Annotated in this window: 21 protein-coding genes and 1 riboswitch; of the genes, 8 read left to right on the top strand and 13 right to left on the bottom strand. The window is 60.3% G+C overall.

Features of this window, described 5'->3' with window-relative positions:
- From PMI21_RS03055 to PMI21_RS03040, 4 genes are all read right to left on the bottom strand, one after another.
- The coding region (locus PMI21_RS03055; RefSeq protein WP_007941416.1) for a DUF1989 domain-containing protein at nucleotides 1-289 on the bottom strand (289 nt) is incomplete at its 3' end.
- A 12-nt stretch (nucleotides 290-301) separates the two neighbouring features.
- Nucleotides 302-1,090 carry an ABC transporter ATP-binding protein gene (locus tag PMI21_RS03050; RefSeq protein ID WP_007941417.1) on the bottom strand — a complete coding sequence of 263 codons (789 nt, stop codon included), beginning with the start codon at nucleotides 1,088-1,090 and terminating at the stop codon, nucleotides 302-304.
- Nucleotides 1,091-1,109: 19 nt separating this feature from the next.
- On the bottom strand, nucleotides 1,110-1,925 hold the full coding sequence (locus PMI21_RS03045) for an ABC transporter permease (RefSeq protein ID WP_007941419.1): 816 nt from the start codon (nucleotides 1,923-1,925) through the stop codon (nucleotides 1,110-1,112).
- A gap of 17 nt (nucleotides 1,926-1,942) precedes the next feature.
- The gene (locus PMI21_RS03040) at nucleotides 1,943-3,010 is read right to left on the bottom strand and encodes a putative urea ABC transporter substrate-binding protein (RefSeq protein ID WP_007941421.1); all 1,068 of its coding nucleotides are present in this window, start codon (nucleotides 3,008-3,010) and stop codon (nucleotides 1,943-1,945) included.
- A gap of 62 nt (nucleotides 3,011-3,072) precedes the next feature.
- Nucleotides 3,073-3,173, bottom strand: a riboswitch (guanidine-I (ykkC/yxkD leader).
- 280 nt (nucleotides 3,174-3,453) lie between these two features.
- On the opposite strand from PMI21_RS03040, the gene PMI21_RS29220 reads away from it, so the two are divergent.
- On the top strand, nucleotides 3,454-3,702 hold the full coding sequence (locus tag PMI21_RS29220; RefSeq protein WP_007941422.1) for a hypothetical protein: 249 nt from the start codon (nucleotides 3,454-3,456) through the stop codon (nucleotides 3,700-3,702).
- A gap of 212 nt (nucleotides 3,703-3,914) precedes the next feature.
- The gene (locus PMI21_RS0128325) at nucleotides 3,915-4,382 is read left to right on the top strand and encodes a hypothetical protein (protein WP_007941423.1); all 468 of its coding nucleotides are present in this window, start codon (nucleotides 3,915-3,917) and stop codon (nucleotides 4,380-4,382) included.
- A 50-nt stretch (nucleotides 4,383-4,432) separates the two neighbouring features.
- Here PMI21_RS0128325 and PMI21_RS03035 read toward each other — a convergent pair whose 3' ends face one another.
- On the bottom strand, nucleotides 4,433-5,545 hold the full coding sequence (locus PMI21_RS03035) for an enoyl-CoA hydratase/isomerase family protein (protein ID WP_007941425.1): 1,113 nt from the start codon (nucleotides 5,543-5,545) through the stop codon (nucleotides 4,433-4,435).
- Between the two features lie 132 nt (nucleotides 5,546-5,677).
- Here PMI21_RS03035 and ung point away from each other — a divergent pair, with 132 nt between their 5' ends.
- Nucleotides 5,678-6,370, top strand: coding sequence for a uracil-DNA glycosylase (gene ung, locus PMI21_RS03030; RefSeq protein ID WP_007941426.1), 693 nt, complete (start codon nucleotides 5,678-5,680; stop codon nucleotides 6,368-6,370).
- A 48-nt stretch (nucleotides 6,371-6,418) separates the two neighbouring features.
- Here the strand turns inward: ung and PMI21_RS03025 are convergent, their stop codons facing one another.
- The 5 genes from PMI21_RS03025 to PMI21_RS03005 are packed head-to-tail and all read right to left on the bottom strand — an operon-like array spanning nucleotide 6,419 to nucleotide 11,792.
- Nucleotides 6,419-7,459: an AbrB family transcriptional regulator gene (locus PMI21_RS03025; protein WP_007941427.1), complete on the bottom strand. Its 1,041-nt coding sequence runs from the start codon at nucleotides 7,457-7,459 to the stop codon at nucleotides 6,419-6,421.
- On the bottom strand, nucleotides 7,452-8,966 hold the full coding sequence (locus PMI21_RS03020) for a tripartite tricarboxylate transporter permease (RefSeq protein WP_007941428.1): 1,515 nt from the start codon (nucleotides 8,964-8,966) through the stop codon (nucleotides 7,452-7,454). The genes PMI21_RS03025 and PMI21_RS03020 overlap by 8 nt, the downstream gene beginning before the upstream one ends.
- A gap of 1 nt (nucleotide 8,967) precedes the next feature.
- Nucleotides 8,968-9,426: a tripartite tricarboxylate transporter TctB family protein gene (locus tag PMI21_RS03015; RefSeq protein ID WP_007941429.1), complete on the bottom strand. Its 459-nt coding sequence runs from the start codon at nucleotides 9,424-9,426 to the stop codon at nucleotides 8,968-8,970.
- Nucleotides 9,427-9,484: 58 nt separating this feature from the next.
- Complete coding sequence (locus PMI21_RS03010; RefSeq protein WP_007941430.1) at nucleotides 9,485-10,462, bottom strand: Bug family tripartite tricarboxylate transporter substrate binding protein; 978 nt, start codon at nucleotides 10,460-10,462, stop codon at nucleotides 9,485-9,487.
- Nucleotides 10,463-10,499: 37 nt separating this feature from the next.
- Complete coding sequence (locus PMI21_RS03005) at nucleotides 10,500-11,792, bottom strand: OprD family porin (protein WP_007941431.1); 1,293 nt, start codon at nucleotides 11,790-11,792, stop codon at nucleotides 10,500-10,502.
- Nucleotides 11,793-12,026: 234 nt separating this feature from the next.
- Between PMI21_RS03005 and PMI21_RS03000 the strand changes: the two genes are divergently transcribed.
- A complete protein-coding gene (locus PMI21_RS03000) occupies nucleotides 12,027-12,698 on the top strand; it encodes a response regulator (protein ID WP_007941432.1) in 672 nt (223 codons plus the stop codon).
- Entirely contained in the window at nucleotides 12,691-14,079 is a 1,389-nt protein-coding gene (locus PMI21_RS02995) for a sensor histidine kinase (RefSeq protein ID WP_007941433.1), read from the top strand. The genes PMI21_RS03000 and PMI21_RS02995 overlap by 8 nt, the downstream gene beginning before the upstream one ends.
- A 43-nt stretch (nucleotides 14,080-14,122) precedes the next feature.
- Here the strand turns inward: PMI21_RS02995 and PMI21_RS02990 are convergent, their stop codons facing one another.
- Nucleotides 14,123-14,944 carry an HDOD domain-containing protein gene (locus tag PMI21_RS02990; protein ID WP_007941434.1) on the bottom strand — a complete coding sequence of 274 codons (822 nt, stop codon included), beginning with the start codon at nucleotides 14,942-14,944 and terminating at the stop codon, nucleotides 14,123-14,125.
- Between the two features lie 35 nt (nucleotides 14,945-14,979).
- Nucleotides 14,980-15,921 (bottom strand): CAF17-like 4Fe-4S cluster assembly/insertion protein YgfZ, encoded by a 942-nt coding sequence (ygfZ, locus tag PMI21_RS02985; RefSeq protein ID WP_007941435.1) that lies wholly within the window; start codon nucleotides 15,919-15,921, stop codon nucleotides 14,980-14,982.
- Nucleotides 15,922-16,070: 149 nt separating this feature from the next.
- Here ygfZ and PMI21_RS02980 point away from each other — a divergent pair, with 149 nt between their 5' ends.
- Nucleotides 16,071-16,325, top strand: a complete 255-nt coding sequence (locus PMI21_RS02980) for an FAD assembly factor SdhE (protein WP_007941436.1) — start codon at nucleotides 16,071-16,073, stop codon at nucleotides 16,323-16,325.
- Nucleotides 16,309-16,761, top strand: coding sequence for a protein YgfX (locus PMI21_RS0128330; protein ID WP_033064226.1), 453 nt, complete (start codon nucleotides 16,309-16,311; stop codon nucleotides 16,759-16,761). Before PMI21_RS02980 ends, PMI21_RS0128330 begins: the two co-directional genes overlap by 17 nt.
- Here PMI21_RS0128330 and nadB read toward each other — a convergent pair.
- Nucleotides 16,730-18,346 carry an L-aspartate oxidase gene (gene nadB, locus PMI21_RS02975; protein WP_007941437.1) on the bottom strand — a complete coding sequence of 539 codons (1,617 nt, stop codon included), beginning with the start codon at nucleotides 18,344-18,346 and terminating at the stop codon, nucleotides 16,730-16,732. The genes PMI21_RS0128330 and nadB overlap by 32 nt on opposite strands.
- A gap of 558 nt (nucleotides 18,347-18,904) precedes the next feature.
- On the opposite strand from nadB, the gene rpoE reads away from it, so the two are divergent.
- Complete coding sequence (gene rpoE / locus PMI21_RS02970) at nucleotides 18,905-19,486, top strand: RNA polymerase sigma factor RpoE (RefSeq protein ID WP_003172477.1); 582 nt, start codon at nucleotides 18,905-18,907, stop codon at nucleotides 19,484-19,486.
- Nucleotides 19,487-19,511: the final 25 nt, after the last annotated feature.

Raw genomic sequence — 19,511 nt, forward strand, 5'->3', positions numbered from 1 at the left:
CCCCCCAGCCACAGGTATCGGCGGTGATGGCCGCCAGCACGCGACCCATGTCCGAGTACAGGCAATGGCCGCTGGTGAGCTTGGCGGTGTGCTGGCATTTGAGGCTGTCGGGCAGGTTCAGGCGTTCGGTTTTTTCGTTGGCGTTGAGCAGCGTCAGGCTGACGTTGGCACCGCCGCGCAGGTCGGTCAGACGCAGCAATTGGCCGCGTTTCAATACAAAGGAACGATGGCCGCCGCCGGGGAGCATTTCTTCGGCGAAGGGCGGGAACAGTTGGGTCGAATCAGTCATGTGCAAATTCCTCTAAGCGATGCGAAGCGTGCCTGCCAACTGAGCCGGCAGGGCGTCGACGGCGGCACGGTTGGCGCGGCGGTCGCTGTTCAAAGGGATGTCGTAGGTAATGCGCGCGCCATAGGCACCGGGGGCGTGGGGGTCGACGCGGACCTTGTCGAACACCAGCAAACGGGTGCCGAGGCTGAAACCTTCGGACAGGTCGTGGGTGACCATGAACACCGTCAGTTGCGTCTCGCGCCACAGCTCCAGCAGCAGGCCGTGCATGTCTTTGCGGATACCCGGATCGAGGGCGCCGAACGGTTCGTCGAGGAGCAAGACCCGCGGCTTCATGATCAATGCCTGGGCAATCGCCAGCCGTTGCTGCATGCCACCGGAGAGTTGCGCCGGGTACTTGTCCAGCGAATGGCCAAGGCCGACTTTGTGCAGCAACACTGAGGCGTGTTCGCGTGCCTCTTTTTTAGCGCTGCCGAACAACCGCCCCAGTAAAGGCGAGCGCGGCAGTTCGAGGCCGAGGGCGACGTTGTCCAGCACGGTCAGGTGCGGGAACACCGAGTAGCGCTGGAACACCACGCCACGGCTCGAATCCGGTTCGCCAGCCAGCGCGTGACCGTCCAACAGAATCTCGCCGCGACTGGCGTGTTCCTGGCCGAGCAATAGCCGCAGGAACGTCGACTTGCCGCAACCTGACGCGCCGACCAAGGTGCAAAACTCACCTTCGTTGACGCTCAGGTTCAGCCCTTCAAGCACCACCTGATCGGCGTATTGCTGCCAGACGTTTTTCACTGTGATGAAGCTCATGCCCGCGCCCCTTCATAACTCATTTGGAGGCACCTTGGTGCCAGGGAAAGGCCCGTTGGGTCAGGCGCTTGAGGCCCCAGTCCATCAGCCAGGCGAGCAGGGTGATCCACACCACGTAGGGCAGTATCACGTCCATCGCCAGGTAGCGGCGCACCAGGAAGATCCTGTAACCCAAACCGTCCGTGGAGGCGATGGCTTCGGCGGCGATCAAAAACAACCACGCCGAGCCGAGCATCAGTCGCAACGAGATCAGCAGGCGCGGCAGCAATTGCGGCAGCACCACACGCAACATCAAGGTCCAGGTCGAGGCACCAAGCGTCTGCGCCTTGATCAGCAGTTCCACAGGAATTTCCCGGGCGCGCTGTTCCAGATCACGGGCCAGGCACGGGGTGATGCCGATCACGATCAGCATCACTTTCGACAACTCTCCCAACCCGAACACGATGAACAGAATCGGCAGAATCGCCAGCGGCGGCACCATCGACAGCACCGTCAGCACGGGCGACAACGGCGTGCCAAACAGTGGCAGCGTACCGGCGGCGATGCCCAGGCACAGCCCGGCCAACGCACTGATGCCGAGGCCGATGGCCAACCGCCGCAGGCTGGAGGCGGTGTCTTGCCAGAGCAGGTATTCACCGGTGCGGGGGTCGGCGATGAAGGCCAGGCGTTTCACCGCGTCGGTCATCTGCACGGCACTGGGCAGCAGTTTGTCGTTGGGGTTGTCCATCAGCCGTTCGGCCGAGCCCATGAAGTAGGCGAACAGCACCAGGGCGAACGGCAGGATCACCAACAACAGGCGACTCGGGCGATCCGGGTGGCGATTGATCAGGCGCATGGCCAGCTCCTCCTGTCTTACAGCTTGGCGTCGGCGGCCATCTGCACGTAAGTCGGGTCGAAGCGCAGCTTGAGGTTGCCTTTATCGCCGCTGGTCACGCCATTGGCGAAGGCCATGCCGATGGCGCTGGTGTCTTTGGCGCCTTCACCCAGCAAGCCGTGCTGGAACGAGAACTCGGCAACCTTGCGCATGGTGTCGGGCAGTTGCTTGCTGGTGGAGAACGCCAGGGCTTCTTTGGGCGTGGCGAACAGTTTGGTGGTGTCCAGTTGCGCCTGGAAACCCGCCAGGTCAGTGCCCGAGGCTTTGGCCATGTGTTCGAGGGCGGCTTGGCTGGCGGCGTTTTTCGCGTTCATCAACTCAACCACTTCGAACCAGGCGCCGGTCAGGGCTTTACCCAGGGCCGGGTTGTCTTTGAGGGTGGCGCTGTTGACCACCATCATGTCCATGATTTCGCCGGGGATCTGGCTGGAGTTGAACACTTCGGTCACCCCAGGCTTGGCCTTGATGTCCGAGAGCATCGGGTTCCAGGTGGTGACGGCATTGACCTGTTCGGTGTTGAACGCGGCGGAGATGTCGGCGTCGGAGGTGTTGACCACTTTCAGGTCTTTCTCGGTGAGGTCTACCGAATCCAGAGCACGGGCCAACAGGTAATGGGAGACAGACAGCTCAACCAGATTGACGTCCATGCCTTTGAGGTCAGTAACTTTCTTGCCTTCGCCTTTAAGCACAATGCCGTCGTTGCCGTTGGAGAAGTCGCTGACGATCAGCGCCGTGCTGTCGACGCCGCCGGCAGCCGGAATGGTCAGCGCGTCCATGTTGGTCATGGTGCAGCCGTCGAACTGGCCGGCGGTGTATTGGTTGATGGATTCGACGTAGTCGTTGAGCTGCACCACATCAATCTTGATGCCGTACTTTTTCGCCCATTTGTCGACGATGCCCTGGCTGCCGGCATATTCCCAGGGCATCCAGCCGGCGTAGATAGTCCAGCAGACGCTGAAATGATCTTTCTGTGCGGCGTGGGACGAGACACTCACGAGGGCTGCAAAAGCAGCGGCGAGCAGGGCGGGTAAACGAAGTCGGGACATGGGATGGTTCTCCAGTTGATCAAGGGCGGACAGGAAGGCAGCGGCACCGCGAACGGTGGCTTGTCTCCCGGGCTTTTGTCCCGCCGTGTAACCTCAACTGGAGGTCGCCAACTCTCGGACCAGCCACTCGCGATTGCGAGCCGGAACCCTAGTCAGCCATTGCAAATTGTGGTGCCGCGAACCTGTGATGACTCCTGCACACCATTGGTTAAGCGAGAGCCGTGCCAAGTTGGCTTGAGCGCTCTGGCTGGGGCATGGAAGGGTGGGGGAGTTCAATAGGACAGGACGCTTTGCCTTGTCATGGTGCGCTGCGCATGGGCATGCACCGTAGAAGGACGGCTAGCCGCTGATCTGAAGGTCGATACGGTTTGGCACTCGGTGCCGGTTTTAAAGTCAAAACAGGTGTGACTCGACTGCCGTTGCAGGTCTTTCAGGAGGCCTCCATGTTTTGTCAGAAAAAGCTCCGCCAAATACTGCTCAGTGTGTTTCTTGGTTTGGGTCTGTCCGGGTGTTACTACTACGTAGGTCCTGCCGATGTTTATTCGGCGCCTTATTACTACCCTGGGTACTACTCGCCTTATTATTACGGCGGCTATTACGGCCCGCGTGTTTACGGTGGCTATCGCTATTATTACTACGGTGGACACGGACCTGGTCATTACGGCGGTGGATACAATCGCTGGCACCATTAATCAACTCATGAATATAACGGCGTGTCCGGCTTGCGGAGGCGCCGTTTTCTTTTGCGCAGGATGAAAAACCTTTCATCGGCTACTTGTTTCAACGTGTTGCGGAAACGCACCAGATCCCGATTTCACTGTCTGATCTTTCGACAGTCGCCGAACAATTGACTGTCGCCTGCCAGCGTCGCTGGTGTGGCTCACTCGCGGTCCAGGAGGCCGCCATGCTCTGTCGAAGAAAACTCCGCCAAATTCTGCTGATTGTTCTATCGGGATTGTCTCTTGGTGCGTGCGTGCCCTATTCCGATGGAGGAGACAGCTATTACCGTTCCGAGGTCTATACGTCCCCAGCACCGTATTATTCCGGTGGCGGGTCTTACTACTCCGATGGTGGTTACTACTCAGCTCCGCGCAGGTATTACTCACCGCCTGCACGCTATTACCAGCCATCGCCGCGTTATTACTATCAGCCGCGGGTGTATCAACCGGCACCGCGCTATTACGACTACCGCGGCAACCAGAATCGCGGATGGGACCGTCATGACCGCGGCGGTTGGGATGGCCGTCGCGACGGTTGGGACGGCCGCAACCGCGGCAACTGGGGCAATGACTCTTGGGGCCACAGTGGGCGGGATCACCGTGACGGAAGAGGCGACCATGACGATCGCGATGGCCGAGGCCACCGCCGTTAACCCCTCAATAAAAAGCGGCGCATGAAGCGCCGCTTTTTTGTGCCCGGATTTCAGTATTCCGACAGATCGGCCAGAGGGTGCCGACCTTCCCAGACCTTGCGGAAATGCGCTTCCACTACCGCCTCCGGCACCGTGTTGATATCCGGCCAGTGCCAGTGAGGTTTCTGGTCCTTGTCGATCAACCGCGCACGCACGCCCTCGCCGAACTCCGGATGACGGCAGCAATTGAGGCTCATGGTGTATTCCATCTGAAAGACTTGAGCCAACGACAGGTGCCGGGCGCGGGCGATCTGTTCCCATACCAGATGAGCGGTCAGGGGCGAGCCTTCAATCATGGTCCTGGCAGCACGGCTGAGCAGCAAGTCGGGGTGATCGCGCAACAGGCTGATAGCCTTCCAGGCACAACGGACATCGCTGACATCCAGTAGCTCGTCGATGTGCTGGCGTCGTGGCAACCACTGCGCTTCGGGCATTTTTACCAGCGCTTCCTGCTGCAAGGCCTTGAGCAGACTGTTGAGCTGCATGGCGGTCTGTTCCTGCCAGTTCAATTGCAGCAAACCTTCGATCAGCTCTTGCTGTTGTTGATCGAGCAAAAAGCGATCGGCCAGGTCCAGATCGATCGCATCGCGACCGTTCATCTGGGCGCCGGTCAGGCCGAGAAACAACCCGAGCTTGCCGGGCAATCGCGACAGAAACCAACTGGCGCCGACGTCCGGGTACAAACCGATGCCAATCTCTGGCATCGCCAACCGGCTGCTCGGTGTAACAATCCGAATGCTTGCCCCTTGCAGCAGCCCCATGCCGCCGCCCAGTACGTAACCATGCCCCCAGCAGATCAACGGTTTCGGGTAGGTGTGCAGATTGAAGTCGAGGCGATATTCTGCCGCAAAGAAGTGTGCAGCCAGCGGCGGCACTTCTCCGGGATGGGCGCGACACGCCTCCACCAGACTGCGTACTTCACCGCCGGCGCAAAAGGCCTTGGCGCCATTGCCGCGCAGCAGCACGCACACGATCTGTGGTTCCTTGGCCCAGGCTTCCAGTTGATCGCGCAAGGCGTTGATCATCGGCAAGGAGAGGGCGTTGAGGGACTTTTCGGCATCCAGGCTGGCGATGCCGATGCGTGCGCCGTCGGTGCCGGTGAGTTCTTCGAAGTGCAGATTCATCGTGACCTCGATCGGGAATTTGAGCGTTCAGTATGATCGCTCTATAGGAAAGTGCCGGATCTGCGTCAGATCAATTGACAAGCGTGATGGGCTTTCCTAGGGTTCGCCCCATTGTTTTTGCCGGATGTAACCATGACTGCTGACGACCGTATCAAACTCGAACCGAGCTGGAAGGAGGCCCTGCGTGCCGAATTCGACCAGCCTTACATGGCAGAGTTGCGCACATTCCTGCAACAGGAGCGCGCGGCGGGCAAGGAGATCTATCCGCCGGGACCGCTGATTTTCAACGCGCTCAATTCCACGCCGCTGGACAAGGTCAAGGTGGTCATCCTCGGGCAGGATCCATACCACGGCCCCGGTCAGGCCCATGGGTTGTGCTTCTCGGTGCAGCCGGGCGTACCGGCGCCGCCGTCGCTGGTGAACATCTATAAAGAATTGAAACGCGACCTGAACATCGACATCCCCAACCATGGCTACCTGCAGAGTTGGGCGGAGCAGGGCGTGTTGATGCTCAACACTACCATGACCGTGGAACGGGCGAATGCCAACGCCCATGCGGGCAAGGGCTGGCAGTATTTTACCGACCGGATTATCGAAGTGGTCAGCGAGCACCAGCCGCATCTGGTGTTCCTGCTGTGGGGCGCGCATGCCCAGAGCAAGCAGAAACTCATCGATGCCACCAAACATCTGGTGCTGACCTCGGTCCACCCGTCGCCGCTGTCCGCTTATCGCGGTTTCCTCGGCTGCGGGCATTTCAGTCGGGCGAACAAGTTTCTGGAACAGAATGGCGAGACGCCGATCGAGTGGCGGTTGCCGCCGGTTTGATGCGCTGAAATGATCGTTCCCACGCAGAGCGTGGGAACGATCAGGGTGTCAGGGCTGCTCAGGTTTCTGGTTCCAATACCTGAACAACGGCTCTGCCAAAAACAACACAAACAACAGCCGCATCACCTGCATCGCCGTCACCAGCGGTACCGATAGTTGCAGGGTCTCCGCCGTCAAACTCATCTCGGCAATCCCGCCGGGCATCATGCCCAGTGTCAGCGAACGCAGATCCAGACGGGTCAATGCACTCAACCCCAGCGCCGCCAGCGTGGCGATCAACATGGTCAACACCGTGCCGATCAGGGTCCGGCCCATGAAGGACGGTGCTCGCCGGAAGAACTGTCGATTGAAGTGGCAACCCAATCCGCTGCCGATCAGCCACTGGCCGATCTGACTGCCGCCGTTGGGCAGTCCGATGTGCAGGTCCCAACCAATGCTCACCGCCGCACTCACCAGCAACGGCCCGAACAGCCAGGGGTTGGGTTGCCGCAGGCGCTCCCAGATCCAGGCGGCCAGGGCGCCCGCCGGGAACAGAAGGGCCAGCCACCACCAACTGACGGTCGCTGCATGCAAGACCGGCGCACCGCCGCCCAACAGATACTTGAACGCCGCCGGCACACACAGCACCACCACCAGCACCCGCAAGCTTTGCCCCGCCGCAACACGGCTGAGCACCGCGCCGTTGCGGGCACCGAGGTTGACCATCTCTCCGGAGCCGCCGGGCATGCTGGAAAAGAACGCGGTGGCGCGATCTTCGCCGGTACGCCGCATCAACCAGACCCCGACCACCGCGGACAGGCTGGTGACCAACGCACCGAAGAAGATCAGACCGAAGTGGCTCAGCACCTGCTCCATCACAACCGGGGTGAAGTGCAGGCCGATGCCGATACCGACGACCCACTGGCCGCATTTACGGCCGCCAGGGATTTCCGCCAATTGCCAGGGTGTCAGGCAGCGCACCAGGATGATCGCCAGCAACGAGCCGACCATCCACGGTAGCGGCCAGCCGATCTGGCTGGCGAGGTAACCGCCCAGCAGACCGACCAGCGGTGTTCCCCACCAGGCTTTGAAAGGTGTTCGATCAGACATCGGCGATAGCGCGCCGGGCGACCGAACGTTTGCGCCAGATGCGCAGCAGTGGCATCAGCAACATGATTGCAGTCAGCACCCAGCAACCGAACGTGATCGGGCTCGACCAGAGGATTTCCAGTGCTCCGTTGGAAATCGACAGCGCGCGACGCAGGTTCTGCTCCATCAGACCGCCCAGGATGAAGCCCAGCAATACTGGCGATAACGGGAAGTCCAGCTTGCGCAGGATGTAGCCGAAGATGCCGATGCCGATCATCAGGAACAGGTCGAAGGTTGTAGCGTGTACTGCGTAGACGCCGATCCCGGTGATGATCGCGATCACCGGCACCAGTGCCCAGTTCGGCACGGCGAGGATGCGGGTGAAGACGCGGATCATCGGGATGTTGAGGATCACCAGCATCACGTTGGCGATGAACAACGACGCGATCAGGCCCCAGACGATGTCTGGCTGCTGCTGGAACAACAGCGGGCCCGGGGTGATGTTGTACAGCGACAATGCGCCGATCATCACCGCCGTGGTACCCGAACCCGGAACACCGAGGGTCAGCATCGGCACCAGGGCACCGCAGGCAGCGCCACCGATGGCGGTTTCCGGAGCCGCGAGGCCACGCATGTCGCCTTGTCCGAAAGTGCCCTTGGCACCGGCGATACGTTTCTCGGTCATGTAGGCCACCGCGCTGGCCAGCGTCGCGCCGGCTCCCGGCAACACGCCCATGATGAAGCCCAGCAAACCGCAACGGATGTTCACCACGAACACCGCCGAAGCTTCCTTGAAGTTGAACATCATGCGCCCGGTGGCTTTCACCGCTTCCTGGCCACGGTGGGTTTTTTCCAGCAGCAAGAGGATTTCGCTGATGGAGAACAGGCCCAATACCAGCACGACGAACTGAATGCCGTCCGTCAGATGAATGTTGTCCCCGGTGAAACGGTATACGCCGCTGTTGGCATCGATGCCGACGCTCGACAGAAACAGACCGATCAGTGCTGCAATGAAGGTCTTCAGCGGTCGGTCGCCGGCCATGCCGCCGAGACAGACAATCGCAAACACCATCAGCACGAAATACTCAGCCGGTCCGAAGGCAATCGCCCATTTCGCCAGCAATGGGGCGAACAGCACCATGCCGCAAGTCGCGATGAATGCACCGATGAACGAACTCCACGCCGACAGCGACAGCGCCACCCCCGCCAGACCCTTGCGGGCCATCGGGTAGCCGTCGAGAGTGGTCATGACGGTGGAGGCCTCGCCCGGAATGTTCAGCAGGATCGAGCTGATCCGGCCGCCGTATTCGCAACCCAGGTACACCGCCGCCAGCAGGATCAGCGCCGACTCCGGTGGCAGGCCGAGGGCGAACGCGATCGGAATCAGCAACGCCACGCCGTTGATCGGCCCCAGCCCCGGCAGCAGCCCGACGACGGTGCCGATCAGGGTGCCGCATAAAGCGGTCACCAGGTTGTACGGGCTCAGCGCGACGCCGAAGCCCTGCCCCAAATAGCCAAGAGTATCCATATCAGTTCTCCAGAACGTCGAGCACGCCCAACGGCAGTGGCACGTCCATCAACTTGTCGAACAGCAGATAAAGACCGATGGCCATCAGGCTGATGATCACCGCGCTGGGCAGCCAGCGACCGCCATACAGGCGTGCCATCGGGACCCCGATCAGAATGCTGGCGACGATGAAACCAAGAGGTTCGAAGGCCCCGGCGAACACCAGCAACAGCAGCACGCAGATGCCGATTTTGGTCAGGGTTTCGCGGTCCAGTTTCGGGTCGTCATCGCTGTGTACGATCGGCGCCGGCCGAAACACCATGTACAGCAAAGCCAGGCCCATCAGGCCGAGCATCAGCAGGGGGAAGGCGCGAGGTCCGACCGGTTCGTAGGAAAAAGCCGCTTGATACGGCCACGCCATCAGCGCCAGGCCGACACAGACCAGCAACAGCACCGAAGCAAAAATGCGTTGTATGAGCATGGGGAACTCCTGGGCCACGACCCCGAGAACCGGGGCCGCAGCCGCTAGACAGAGGCGATCACTGGATCAGGCCGAACTCTTTGGCCAGCACTTTGTAGTCCGCGACCTGCTTCTTCACGTAGGTGTCCAGCTCCGGGCCGGTCATGGCGAACGGGAACAGTTCACGCTGATCGCGCAACTTGGCGAAATCCTCGGAGGCCAGGAGTTTGTCGAAAGCGTTTTTCCACCAGGCGTAGTCCTCGTCGCTGACTTTTGGCCCGAGGTAGAAACCGCGAACCACCGGCCAGACGATGTTGTAGCCTTGCTCTTTAGCCGTCGGAATGTCTTTCATTTCCGGCTCGTCCAGACGCTTCTCGGAGAACACCGCCAGCAGACGCATGTCGCCGCTCAGGATGTGTGGCATGGAGTCGGAGATGTCGGTGCTGCCGACCTGGATGTGGCCGCCGAGCAGGGCGGTGGCGATTTCACCGCCGCCTTCGAGGGCGACGTAACGCAGGTCGCGCGGGTTGATCCCGGCCGCTTTGGCGATCAGGGCGGTTTGCATCCAGTCCTGGCTGCCGACGGTGCCGCCAGAGCCAATCACTACGGAGCTAGGGTCTTTCTTCAGGGCTTTGACCAGATCGTCCAGGGTCTTGTAAGGCGAATCGCTTTTCACCGCGATGGCGCCATAACTGGTGCCAACGGCCGCCAGCCAGCGCACGGCACTTTCATCGAAACGCCCGAATTTGCCCTGCGCCAGGTTCAGCAGCGAACCGCTGGACCAGGCCACCAGCGTACCGGCATCGGCCGGGCGCTGGGCGACCACCGCGTTGTACGCCACCGCGCCGACACCGCCGGGCATGTAGGTCACGCGCATCGGTTTGGTCAGCAGTTTTTCGTTGACCAGCGCGCTTTGCGCCAGTTTGCAGGTGAGGTCGAAACCGCCGCCCGGCGAGGCTGGGGCGATGCATTCCGGGCGTTTGGGTTCGGCCAGCAATTGGCCGGCGAACAGCATGATGCCGGTGGCCAGAGCAACTTTATGCAGTGATAGGTTCATTCAAGTCTCCTTAAGTTTTTGTTATGGACGTACTGAATTACCAAAGGGCAACGCTATAGCTCACCAGCAGACGCACTTCATCGGCATCGCGAGCGGAGTAGTTGGAGCGGTAGGTGGCATTACGCAGGCGTACGGCAACGTCCTTGAGGGCGCCACTTTGTACGACGTATTTGATCTCGGTGTTGCGTTCCCACTCTTTGCCTTCATCACCATTCTTGAGCTTGATGTTGTCACCGCTCACGTAACGGCTCATGAAGCTCAGGCCAGGAATGCCTAGTTTGGCGAAGTCGTAGTCGTAACGCGCCTGCCAGGAGTGTTCTTCGGCGCCGGCAAAGTCGTTGATCTGCACGAAGTTGACCAGGTACGGATCGCTGCCATCGACGTAGGGGAAGGCACTGTCGCCGGACATGTGCTGATAGCCGGCGCTGAGTTTATGCCCGTTCAAGGCGTAGCTCACCAGCCCGTTCAGGGATTTGTTGTCGATTTTACCGCCACGGGCCGCGCCCTCGTCGTCACTGATGGCAAATCGCAGATCGGTACCGAAAGTACCGGGGCCGAACGGTTGCGAAGCGACAACACCGAGGAAGTGCTGATTGTAGACTTCATCGAGTTGAGCGAAGTGGTAGCTGCCGGTGATCTTGTCGGTGAACTTGTAGTCCACGCCGCCAAAGTCAAAATGCTTGCCGGCCACGGTGCCGGCGAAGCGGCTGTTCTTGTTGTTGAGGGCGATGTCCTCGAAGTCGGTGCTGTCGCGGTCCTTGGCTTTCTCCAGACGCCCGCCGGTGAAGGTCAGGTTCTTGATTTCCTTGGAGGTCAGCATTCCGCCTTCAAAGGTCTGCGGCAGAATGCGGCCGTCGTTGGGTTTGAGGGTCGGCAGTTCCGGAATCAGGCTGCCGATTTTCAGTTCCGTGGCGGAGATCTTTACTTTGCCGGTCAGGCCAAGCTTGGAATACTCGTCCGCCGCGCGCCCGTCGTCATGGGTTGGCAGCAGGCCGGTGCCGGTGCGGTCCGGACTCGAATCGAGTTTTACCCCCAACATGCCCAGCGCATCGACACCGAACCCCACGGTGCCGTCGGTGTAACCCGATTGCAGATTGAGCATGAACCCCTGGGCCCATTCGTCCCGCTTGGATTGCTGGGCGCTGGTGCCGTTGCGAAAGTCGCGGTTGAAATACATGTTGCGGGTTTCGAAGGTTGCCTTACTGTCTTCGAAGAAGGCAGCCTGGCTCAACGGCGAAAAGCCGGCGAGGGCGGCGGCACTGACAAGGGCGGTTTGGCTGAGGCGGGAAAAACGAACAGGCGGGCGAGCCTGAAGCTGCATGGACAGCATGGTGACGTACTCCGTTTATTGTTCTTATCGGCGAAAACGCTTCGAGGCGTTTTTCGTATCGCTGTGTGCGGCAGCGACGGCAGTCGAAACTGTCCGTGGCTGGACTCTAACCGGCTTACCTTTCGCTAACCTTTCAGCTGACTTTCACGGTTTTCGGGCTTCACAGCGACGGATGCGGCTGTAAACTCCGCGCCAAAGAATGGCGTCGACCATCCCTGAATGAGGTAAAGATCCATGCGTGTTCTGCTCGTCGAAGACCATCTGCAGCTTGCTGAAAGTGTCGCCCAGGCGCTCAAGAGCACCGGGCTGACCGTGGATGTGCTGCATGACGGCGTGGCGGCCGACCTGGCCTTGAGCAGCGAGGAATACGCCATGGCGATCCTCGATGTCGGCCTGCCGCGCATGGATGGTTTCGAAGTGCTGGCGCGCTTGCGGGCCCGGGGCAAGAACCTGCCGGTGCTGATGCTGACCGCCCGCAGCGACGTCAAGGATCGGGTCCATGGCCTGAACCTGGGGGCTGACGATTACCTGGCCAAACCTTTCGAACTGACCGAACTCGAAGCCCGGGTCAAAGCCTTGCTGCGCCGCAGCGTGCTCGGCGGTGAACGCCAGCAGCGCTGTGGCGTGCTGGCCTATGACCTGGACACCCGGCGCTTCACCCTCGGCGAAGAATTGCTGACCCTGACCTCCCGCGAGCAGGCGGTGCTCGAGGCCCTGATCGCCCGTCCCGGTCGGGTGATGAGCAAGGAGCAATTGGCGGCTCAGGTCTTCGGCCTGGACGAGGAGGCCAGTCCCGATGCGATCGAGATCTACGTCCATCGCTTGCGCAAGAAACTCGACGGCCAACCGGTGGCCATCGTGACCTTCCGTGGCCTTGGCTATTTGCTGGAAAGCCGCGATGCATAAGCTCAGCAGCCTGCGTTGGCGGTTGCTGTGGAACCTCGCGCTGCTGCTGGTGGTGTTGATGCTCGCCAGTGGTTTGAGCGCGTACTGGAACGGTCGCGAAGCCGCCGACACCGCATACGACCGGACCTTGCTGGCCTCGGCGCGGACCATCGCCGCTGGCCTGTCCCAGCGCGACGGCAGCCTCAGCGCCAACGTGCCCTACGTGGCCCTCGATACATTTGCCTACGACAGCGCCGGGCGGATTTTTTACCTGGTCAACGACATCAATCAGAAGCTGATTTCGGGCTATGAAAACCTGCCGGCACCGCCGCCGGGAACACCGCGCACCGATGACTATCCGGCGCTGGCACGTTTCTACAATGCCACTTATCAAGGGCAGAACGTGCGGGTGGTCAGCCTGCTTAAAGCAGTCAGCGAGCCGAACATGAACGGCATGGCGGAAATCCGCGTGGCAGAAACCGATGAGGCGCGGGTCCGCATGGCTCGCAGCCTGATGGCCGACACGTTGTTGCGGTTGGGCATGCTGGCGATCGGTGCGTTGCTGCTGGTTTGGTTTGCGGTCAGTGCGGCGTTGCGTCCGCTGGAGCGCTTGCGCACTGCGGTGGAAGAGCGTCAGTCCGACGACTTGCGCCCCTTGCCGCTGGTGGAAGTGCAGCACGAGCTGGGGCCGCTGGTGCGTGCGCTCAATCACTTCACCGAGCGGTTGCGCGGGCAGTTCGAGCGCCAGGCGCAATTCATCGCCGATGCCGCCCATGAACTGCGTACACCGCTGGCAGCGCTCAAGGCACGACTCGAACTGGGCTTGCGCTCAAATGAGCCCGAAACCTGGCGCAGCACCCTGGAAACCGCCGCCCAGAGCACGGATCGCCTGACCCATCTAGCCAATCAATTGCTCTCGCTGGCACGGGTCGAAAATGGCGCCCGGGCCATCGCCGAGGGCGGTGCGCAGTTGCTCGACCTCAGTCAGTTGGCCCGTGAACTGGGCATGGCCATGGCGCCGCTGGCCCATGCACGTGGTGTGGCACTGGCGCTGGAAGCCGACGAACCGGTGTGGATGCGTGGCGAGCCGACGCTGCTGAACGAGCTGTTGAGCAATCTGGTGGACAACGCACTGGCCCACACCCCACCGGGCGGCAATGTGATTCTGCGGGTCACGGCGCCGGCGGTGCTGGAGGTCGAGGACGATGGCCCGGGGATTCCCCTTGATGAACGGGAGCGGGTGTTCGAGCGTTTTTACCGGCGCAACCAGCAGGTGGCTGGATCTGGATTGGGGCTGGCGATTGTCGGCGAGATCTGCCGCGCCCACCTGGCGCAGATCAGCCTGCACGATGGCGAACTGGCCGGGCTGAAGGTGCGGGTGAGTTTTATCGCGGGAGAGTGAGCACACACCTGTGGTGAGGGAGCAAGCTCCCTCACCACAGTGATCAGTAAAACATCGACCGCGACTCTTCCAGATCCTTGCACATCGCCTCGTTCTCCGGATCGATCCCCAGCTTCTTGAAGGCCGGCACACTGAACGGGTCGATACGGGCCAGGGGATGATCGGTGTCCTTGTGGCAATACAGGCTGGCCACCTGAACCAGATCGACATAGTCGACCCGCTCCGATTGCCGCTTGAAGTCCAGATACAGCCCCGGCAATTGCACCAGCATTTCCGGAAACTCCCAGACCCTGAGCAATTTATCGCCGAGCAGCGGATGAATGCGGTCGATCACATGGTTGAGGCTGACCGGGTCCGACAACAATTCATAGTGATCTTCGGCGTAGGTCAGGATCGGCAGCACGCCAATCTGATGCACCAGCCCGCCGAGCGCGGCCTGATCAGGCTTGAGTTGTGTGTAGCTGCGGCACAACGCATAGCTGACGCCGGCGATTTCCAGGCTTTTGCGCCAGACCTCGCGCATTTTCTGTTCCACTACTTCGGAACGGGCATTGAAGATCTGTTCCATCACCAGGCCGATGGCCAGGTTGCTACTGTAATTGACGCCCAGGCGGGTGATTGCCGTGTGCAAGTCAGTCACTTCCTGGGTCGCGCGCAGCAACGGGCTATTGACCACTTTGATCAGACGCGCCGACAGCGCGGTATCGCGGCCGATCACTTTGCTCAGGGTGCTGACACTGATTTCCGGGTCTTCGGCGGCCTTGCGAATCTGCAGGGCCACTTCCGGTAATGTTGGCAGAACCAGGTCATCATTATCGATGGCCTCAACCAAATCCTGTTGGACCTTATCCGCCAGCTCACTCATTTCTTTTCTCTAGGGTATTGCGACAAGTGCTGCTTTTAACGCTGGATTTCGCGATCACGATCCAGTTGGTAAGGCAGGTCGAGCAGATGCAGGCCCGGACCTTCGAGTGCACCAAGGTGCAGGTTGTCATCTTCTGCAGCTTCGGCTTGCAGCACGGCCAGAAGTTCAATGTTTTGTTCGGTGCGAGCAGCGATCACCACTTCACCAATCGAACTGCCGTGAGTCGGGGAGAACAGTGGGGTGCCGGGTTCAGGCAGTTCACCACCTTCCAGTTGCAAGCGATACAGACGACGCTTGAGTTTGCCCAGGTATTGCATACGCGCGACGATTTCCTGGCCGGTGTAGCAACCCTTTTTGAAGCTCACGCCGCCGACGGCCTGCAGATTGAGCATCTGCGGAATGAACAGCTCGCGGGTGCTTGGCATGACCTGGCCGATCCCTGCGCGGATCTGGCCCAGCAGCCATTGATTCAGTTCGCCTTCGGCCAACAGGGCGGACAGCTTGCCCTTGATGGTGTCGGCTTGATCGGCGCCCACCCAGAGTTCAGCGCGCTCAGGCGAGACGCGAAGGGCGATCAGGCTGTCATTACGCACAACGCTGTCGGTGTCTGCCGGTAGCGCCAGGCCCAGGCTGGCCAGTGCCGCATCGCCATGCTCAAGGCCAAAACGAACCCAGCCGGCACTTTCGTCGGTCAGTTTCGATTTGGAGAACACTGCGTACTTTTTCAGGTCCGCCAGTTGCGGCTCCAGCAGTTCGCTGGCCATCGCCATGAGCACACCGTCGCCTTCCAGCAGAATGCGGAAGCTCGACTGCATCCGGCCTTTCTGCGTGCAACGCGCGCCAAGGCTGGCCTGGGTGTCGCTCAGGTAATTGAGGTTGCAAGTCAATTGGCCTTGCAGGAATTTGCTGGCATCCGAGCCGCGTACCGCGAGAACGCCTTCGTGAGACAGTGTGCAGAAAAAAGCAGAATCGGCCATGGGTCATCGCAGGGTAAAGAGTCTGAGGGACATCATAAGGGGGCGCCCGTGAAATGGGTAGTTCACAAAGGATCGTCGATGCCCGACCAAAGCCGACTGTTCGGCTCGCCTCGGGGCTGTATACTTGCGGCCTATTTGAGGAGCGCTCCATGGTCGATAACGTTGAACTGAACCGCCTCTTTTGGCACAGCCGTCGCGGCATGCTGGAGCTTGACGTGCTGCTGGTGCCGTTCGTGAAAGAGGTTTACGCGAATCTGAACGAGGTAGATCGCGCGCTGTATGTCCGCCTGCTGGAGTGCGAGGATCAGGACATGTTCGGCTGGTTCATGGAACGTGCCGAATCGGAAGATCCGGAGCTGCAGCGCATGGTTCGCATGATACTGGATCGTGTCCAGCCCAAGTAACGCGTTCGAATGCCGCTGGCATGCCTCACGGCAGTTGCTGGCGGCCTATCTTCTCGCCCAGCTGTTCGCGCTGGGTTCGCTGTTTCTTCTCTCGATACCGCTCTTGGCCAGTCTGCTCGGCGTTGCGTTGTGCGTGGCTCACAGCATGTGGGCATTGCCGCGACAGATTCTGCTGACACACCCACAAGCCTTTCGTGGCTTGCGTCGCGATGCCGATGGCTGGCAGTTGTGGAATCAGGCGCAAGGCTGGCAACCCGTACAGCTACGGCCGGACAGCCTGGCGCTGCCGTTGGTCGTGGTGCTGCGCTTTCGCCTGCGGGGCGAGCGACGTATCAGGGCGATATGCGTGCCGCGGGATTCGCAGGCGGCGGATGTGCACCGACGCCTGCGGGTTCGGCTCAAGTTCAGTCGGCGTAGGTGGGCGGCACCAGAATAGTATCCAGGGCGACCGGCAGCAGGTTCGGGTAGTCGAGGGTGTAATGCAGACCGCGACTTTCCTTGCGCTCCATGGCCGACCGGATCATCAGGTCGGCTACCTGAGCCAGGTTCCTCAGCTCGATCAGGTCTCGGCTCACTTTATAGTTGCTATAGAACTCGTCGATTTCGTCCAGCAACAACTGCACTCGGTGCTGGGCTCGTTGCAGGCGCTTGTTGGTGCGCACGATGCCCACGTAGTCCCACATGAATCGCCGCAGTTCGTCCCAGTTGTGCGCGATGATCACGTCTTCGTCGGAGTCGGTGACCTGGCTCGCATCCCAGACGGGCAGGGCGGTCGGAATCGACACCTCTGGCAACTGCTCAAGAATATCCGCCGCCGCCGAACGGGCATAAACGAAACATTCCAGCAGCGAGTTGCTGGCCATGCGGTTGGCGCCATGCAGGCCGGTGAAGCTGGTTTCACCAATCGCATACAGGCCCGGCACGTCGGTGCGGCCCCGCTGATCGACCATCACGCCGCCGCAGGTGTAGTGCGCCGCCGGCACCACCGGAATCGGTTGTTTGGTGATGTCGATGGAGAATTCCAGGCAGCGTTCATAGACCGTCGGGAAGTGCGTCTTGATGAAGTCTTCGGGCTTGTGGCTGATGTCCAGGTAAACGCAGTCGATACCCAGGCGCTTCATCTCATGGTCGATGGCGCGGGCGACGATGTCCCGTGGTGCCAGTTCGGCCCGTGGATCGAAGCGTTGCATGAAGCGTTCGCCGTTGGGCAGCTTCAGGTGTCCGCCCTCGCCGCGCAGGGCTTCGGTGATCAGAAAACTCTTGGCTTGCGGGTGATAAAGGCAGGTCGGGTGGAACTGGTTGAACTCCAGGTTCGCCACCCGGCAGCCTGAACGCCAGGCCATGGCGATACCATCACCGCAGGCGCCATCAGGGTTGCTGGTATAGAGGTAGACCTTCGCCGCGCCGCCCGATGCAAGGATCACAAAGCGCGCACCGTAAGTGTCGACTTCACCAGTGCTGCGGTTGAGCACGTAGGCGCCGAGGCAGCGGTCGCCTTCAAGGCCCAGGCGCTTTTCGGTGATCAGATCGATCGCGACCCGCTGTTCCAGCAGTTCGATATTGGGTCGCTGTATGGCCTGGTCGAGCAGGGTTCTGAAGATCGCCGCGCCCGTCGCATCGGCGGCGTGGATGATGCGTCGATGGCTGTGACCGCCTTCTCGAGTCAGGTGAAACTCGAAACCACCGTCTTCGGTGCCGGACTGTTCGTCGCGGGTAAAGGGTACGCCTTGGTCGATCAGCCATTGAATCGCTTCTCTGCTGTGCTCGACGGTAAAGCGCACAGCGTCTTTATGGCACAGGCCACCCCCGGCGTTGAGGGTGTCGTCGACGTGGGACTCGACAGTATCGGTGTCATCCAGAACGGCGGCGACACCTCCCTGGGCCCAGAAGGTCGAGCCATTGGCGAGGTCGCCTTTGCTCAATACAGCGATGCGCAAATGACCGGGCAAGGTCAGCGCAAGACTCAAGCCGGCAGCACCGCTGCCAATTACCAGAACATCGTGTTGAAACTGTTGGCTCATTTCAGGATTCCGCTCAAAGCGACCCGGGTCGGGGGTGGCGCAAGACAGCTGGATCGGCGAGTCAGGACAGCCACACAGCCCACTAGTATATAGAGGGGGGGAGCGGCACAATAGCCGGGCCCACATGGCATTGTGAAACTACTGTGACGGAAAAGACTGGACGCTTCGTCGGAAGTTTTTTTGACTGCTTTGGCGACAAGACGACTGTATCGTGGATTTAACAGTCTTTTTCGCTTCACGGTTGCACAATGTCGGTTTCAGGCGGCTATAAATATGGAACTTTTGCCAGAGGCTCAAGATCAATAGACAGATGCCTGAAACAAGGGACAGTGTCGGTTTCGGTGCGGGACTTGCGGTTGGGTCCTTGCTGGCGAATCCGATGACAAGATTATTCGCGCAGCCTGGGTTATTCCGCGCTGCGCTTTTCGTGCGTGCCAAATCAGAGCCCGCAGGAAACTTGCTTGGAGGGGGAGAACTTTTGCGAAAAGCCCGAGTCTATGTTTGCAAGTCTGGTCGTTCAGTAATGCAAGCCTCCTTCGAGCTTATCGAGGAGTGTTCATGCTAACCCAGGAAGAGGATCAGCAGCTGGTCGAGCGCGTTCAACGCGGCGACAAGCGAGCTTTCGATCTGCTAGTGCTGAAATACCAGCACAAAATTCTCGGGTTGATCGTGCGTTTCGTGCACGACACCCATGAAGCCCAGGATGTCGCACAGGAAGCCTTTATCAAGGCATACCGTGCACTTGGTAATTTTCGCGGAGACAGCGCGTTTTATACGTGGCTTTACCGTATCGCCATCAACACGGCGAAAAACTATCTGGTTTCACGCGGCCGTCGGCCGCCGGATAGCGATGTCAGTTCCGAGGATGCAGAGTTCTACGATGGCGATCATGGCCTCAAGGATCTCGAGTCGCCAGAACGTGCATTGCTGCGGGATGAGATCGAAGGCACCGTCCATCGAACCATTCAGCAACTGCCAGAAGATTTGCGTACGGCTTTAACTTTACGTGAATTCGATGGTCTGAGTTACGAGGACATTGCCAGCGTCATGCAGTGTCCGGTGGGTACCGTGCGCTCCCGGATTTTCCGCGCCCGGGAGGCCATCGATAAAGCCCTGCAGCCGTTGTTGCAGGAAAACTGAGACAGCGGCGACAGCCAAGAGAGGA

Source organism: Pseudomonas sp. GM18, assembly GCF_000282195.1.
Lineage (GTDB): Bacteria > Pseudomonadota > Gammaproteobacteria > Pseudomonadales > Pseudomonadaceae > Aquipseudomonas.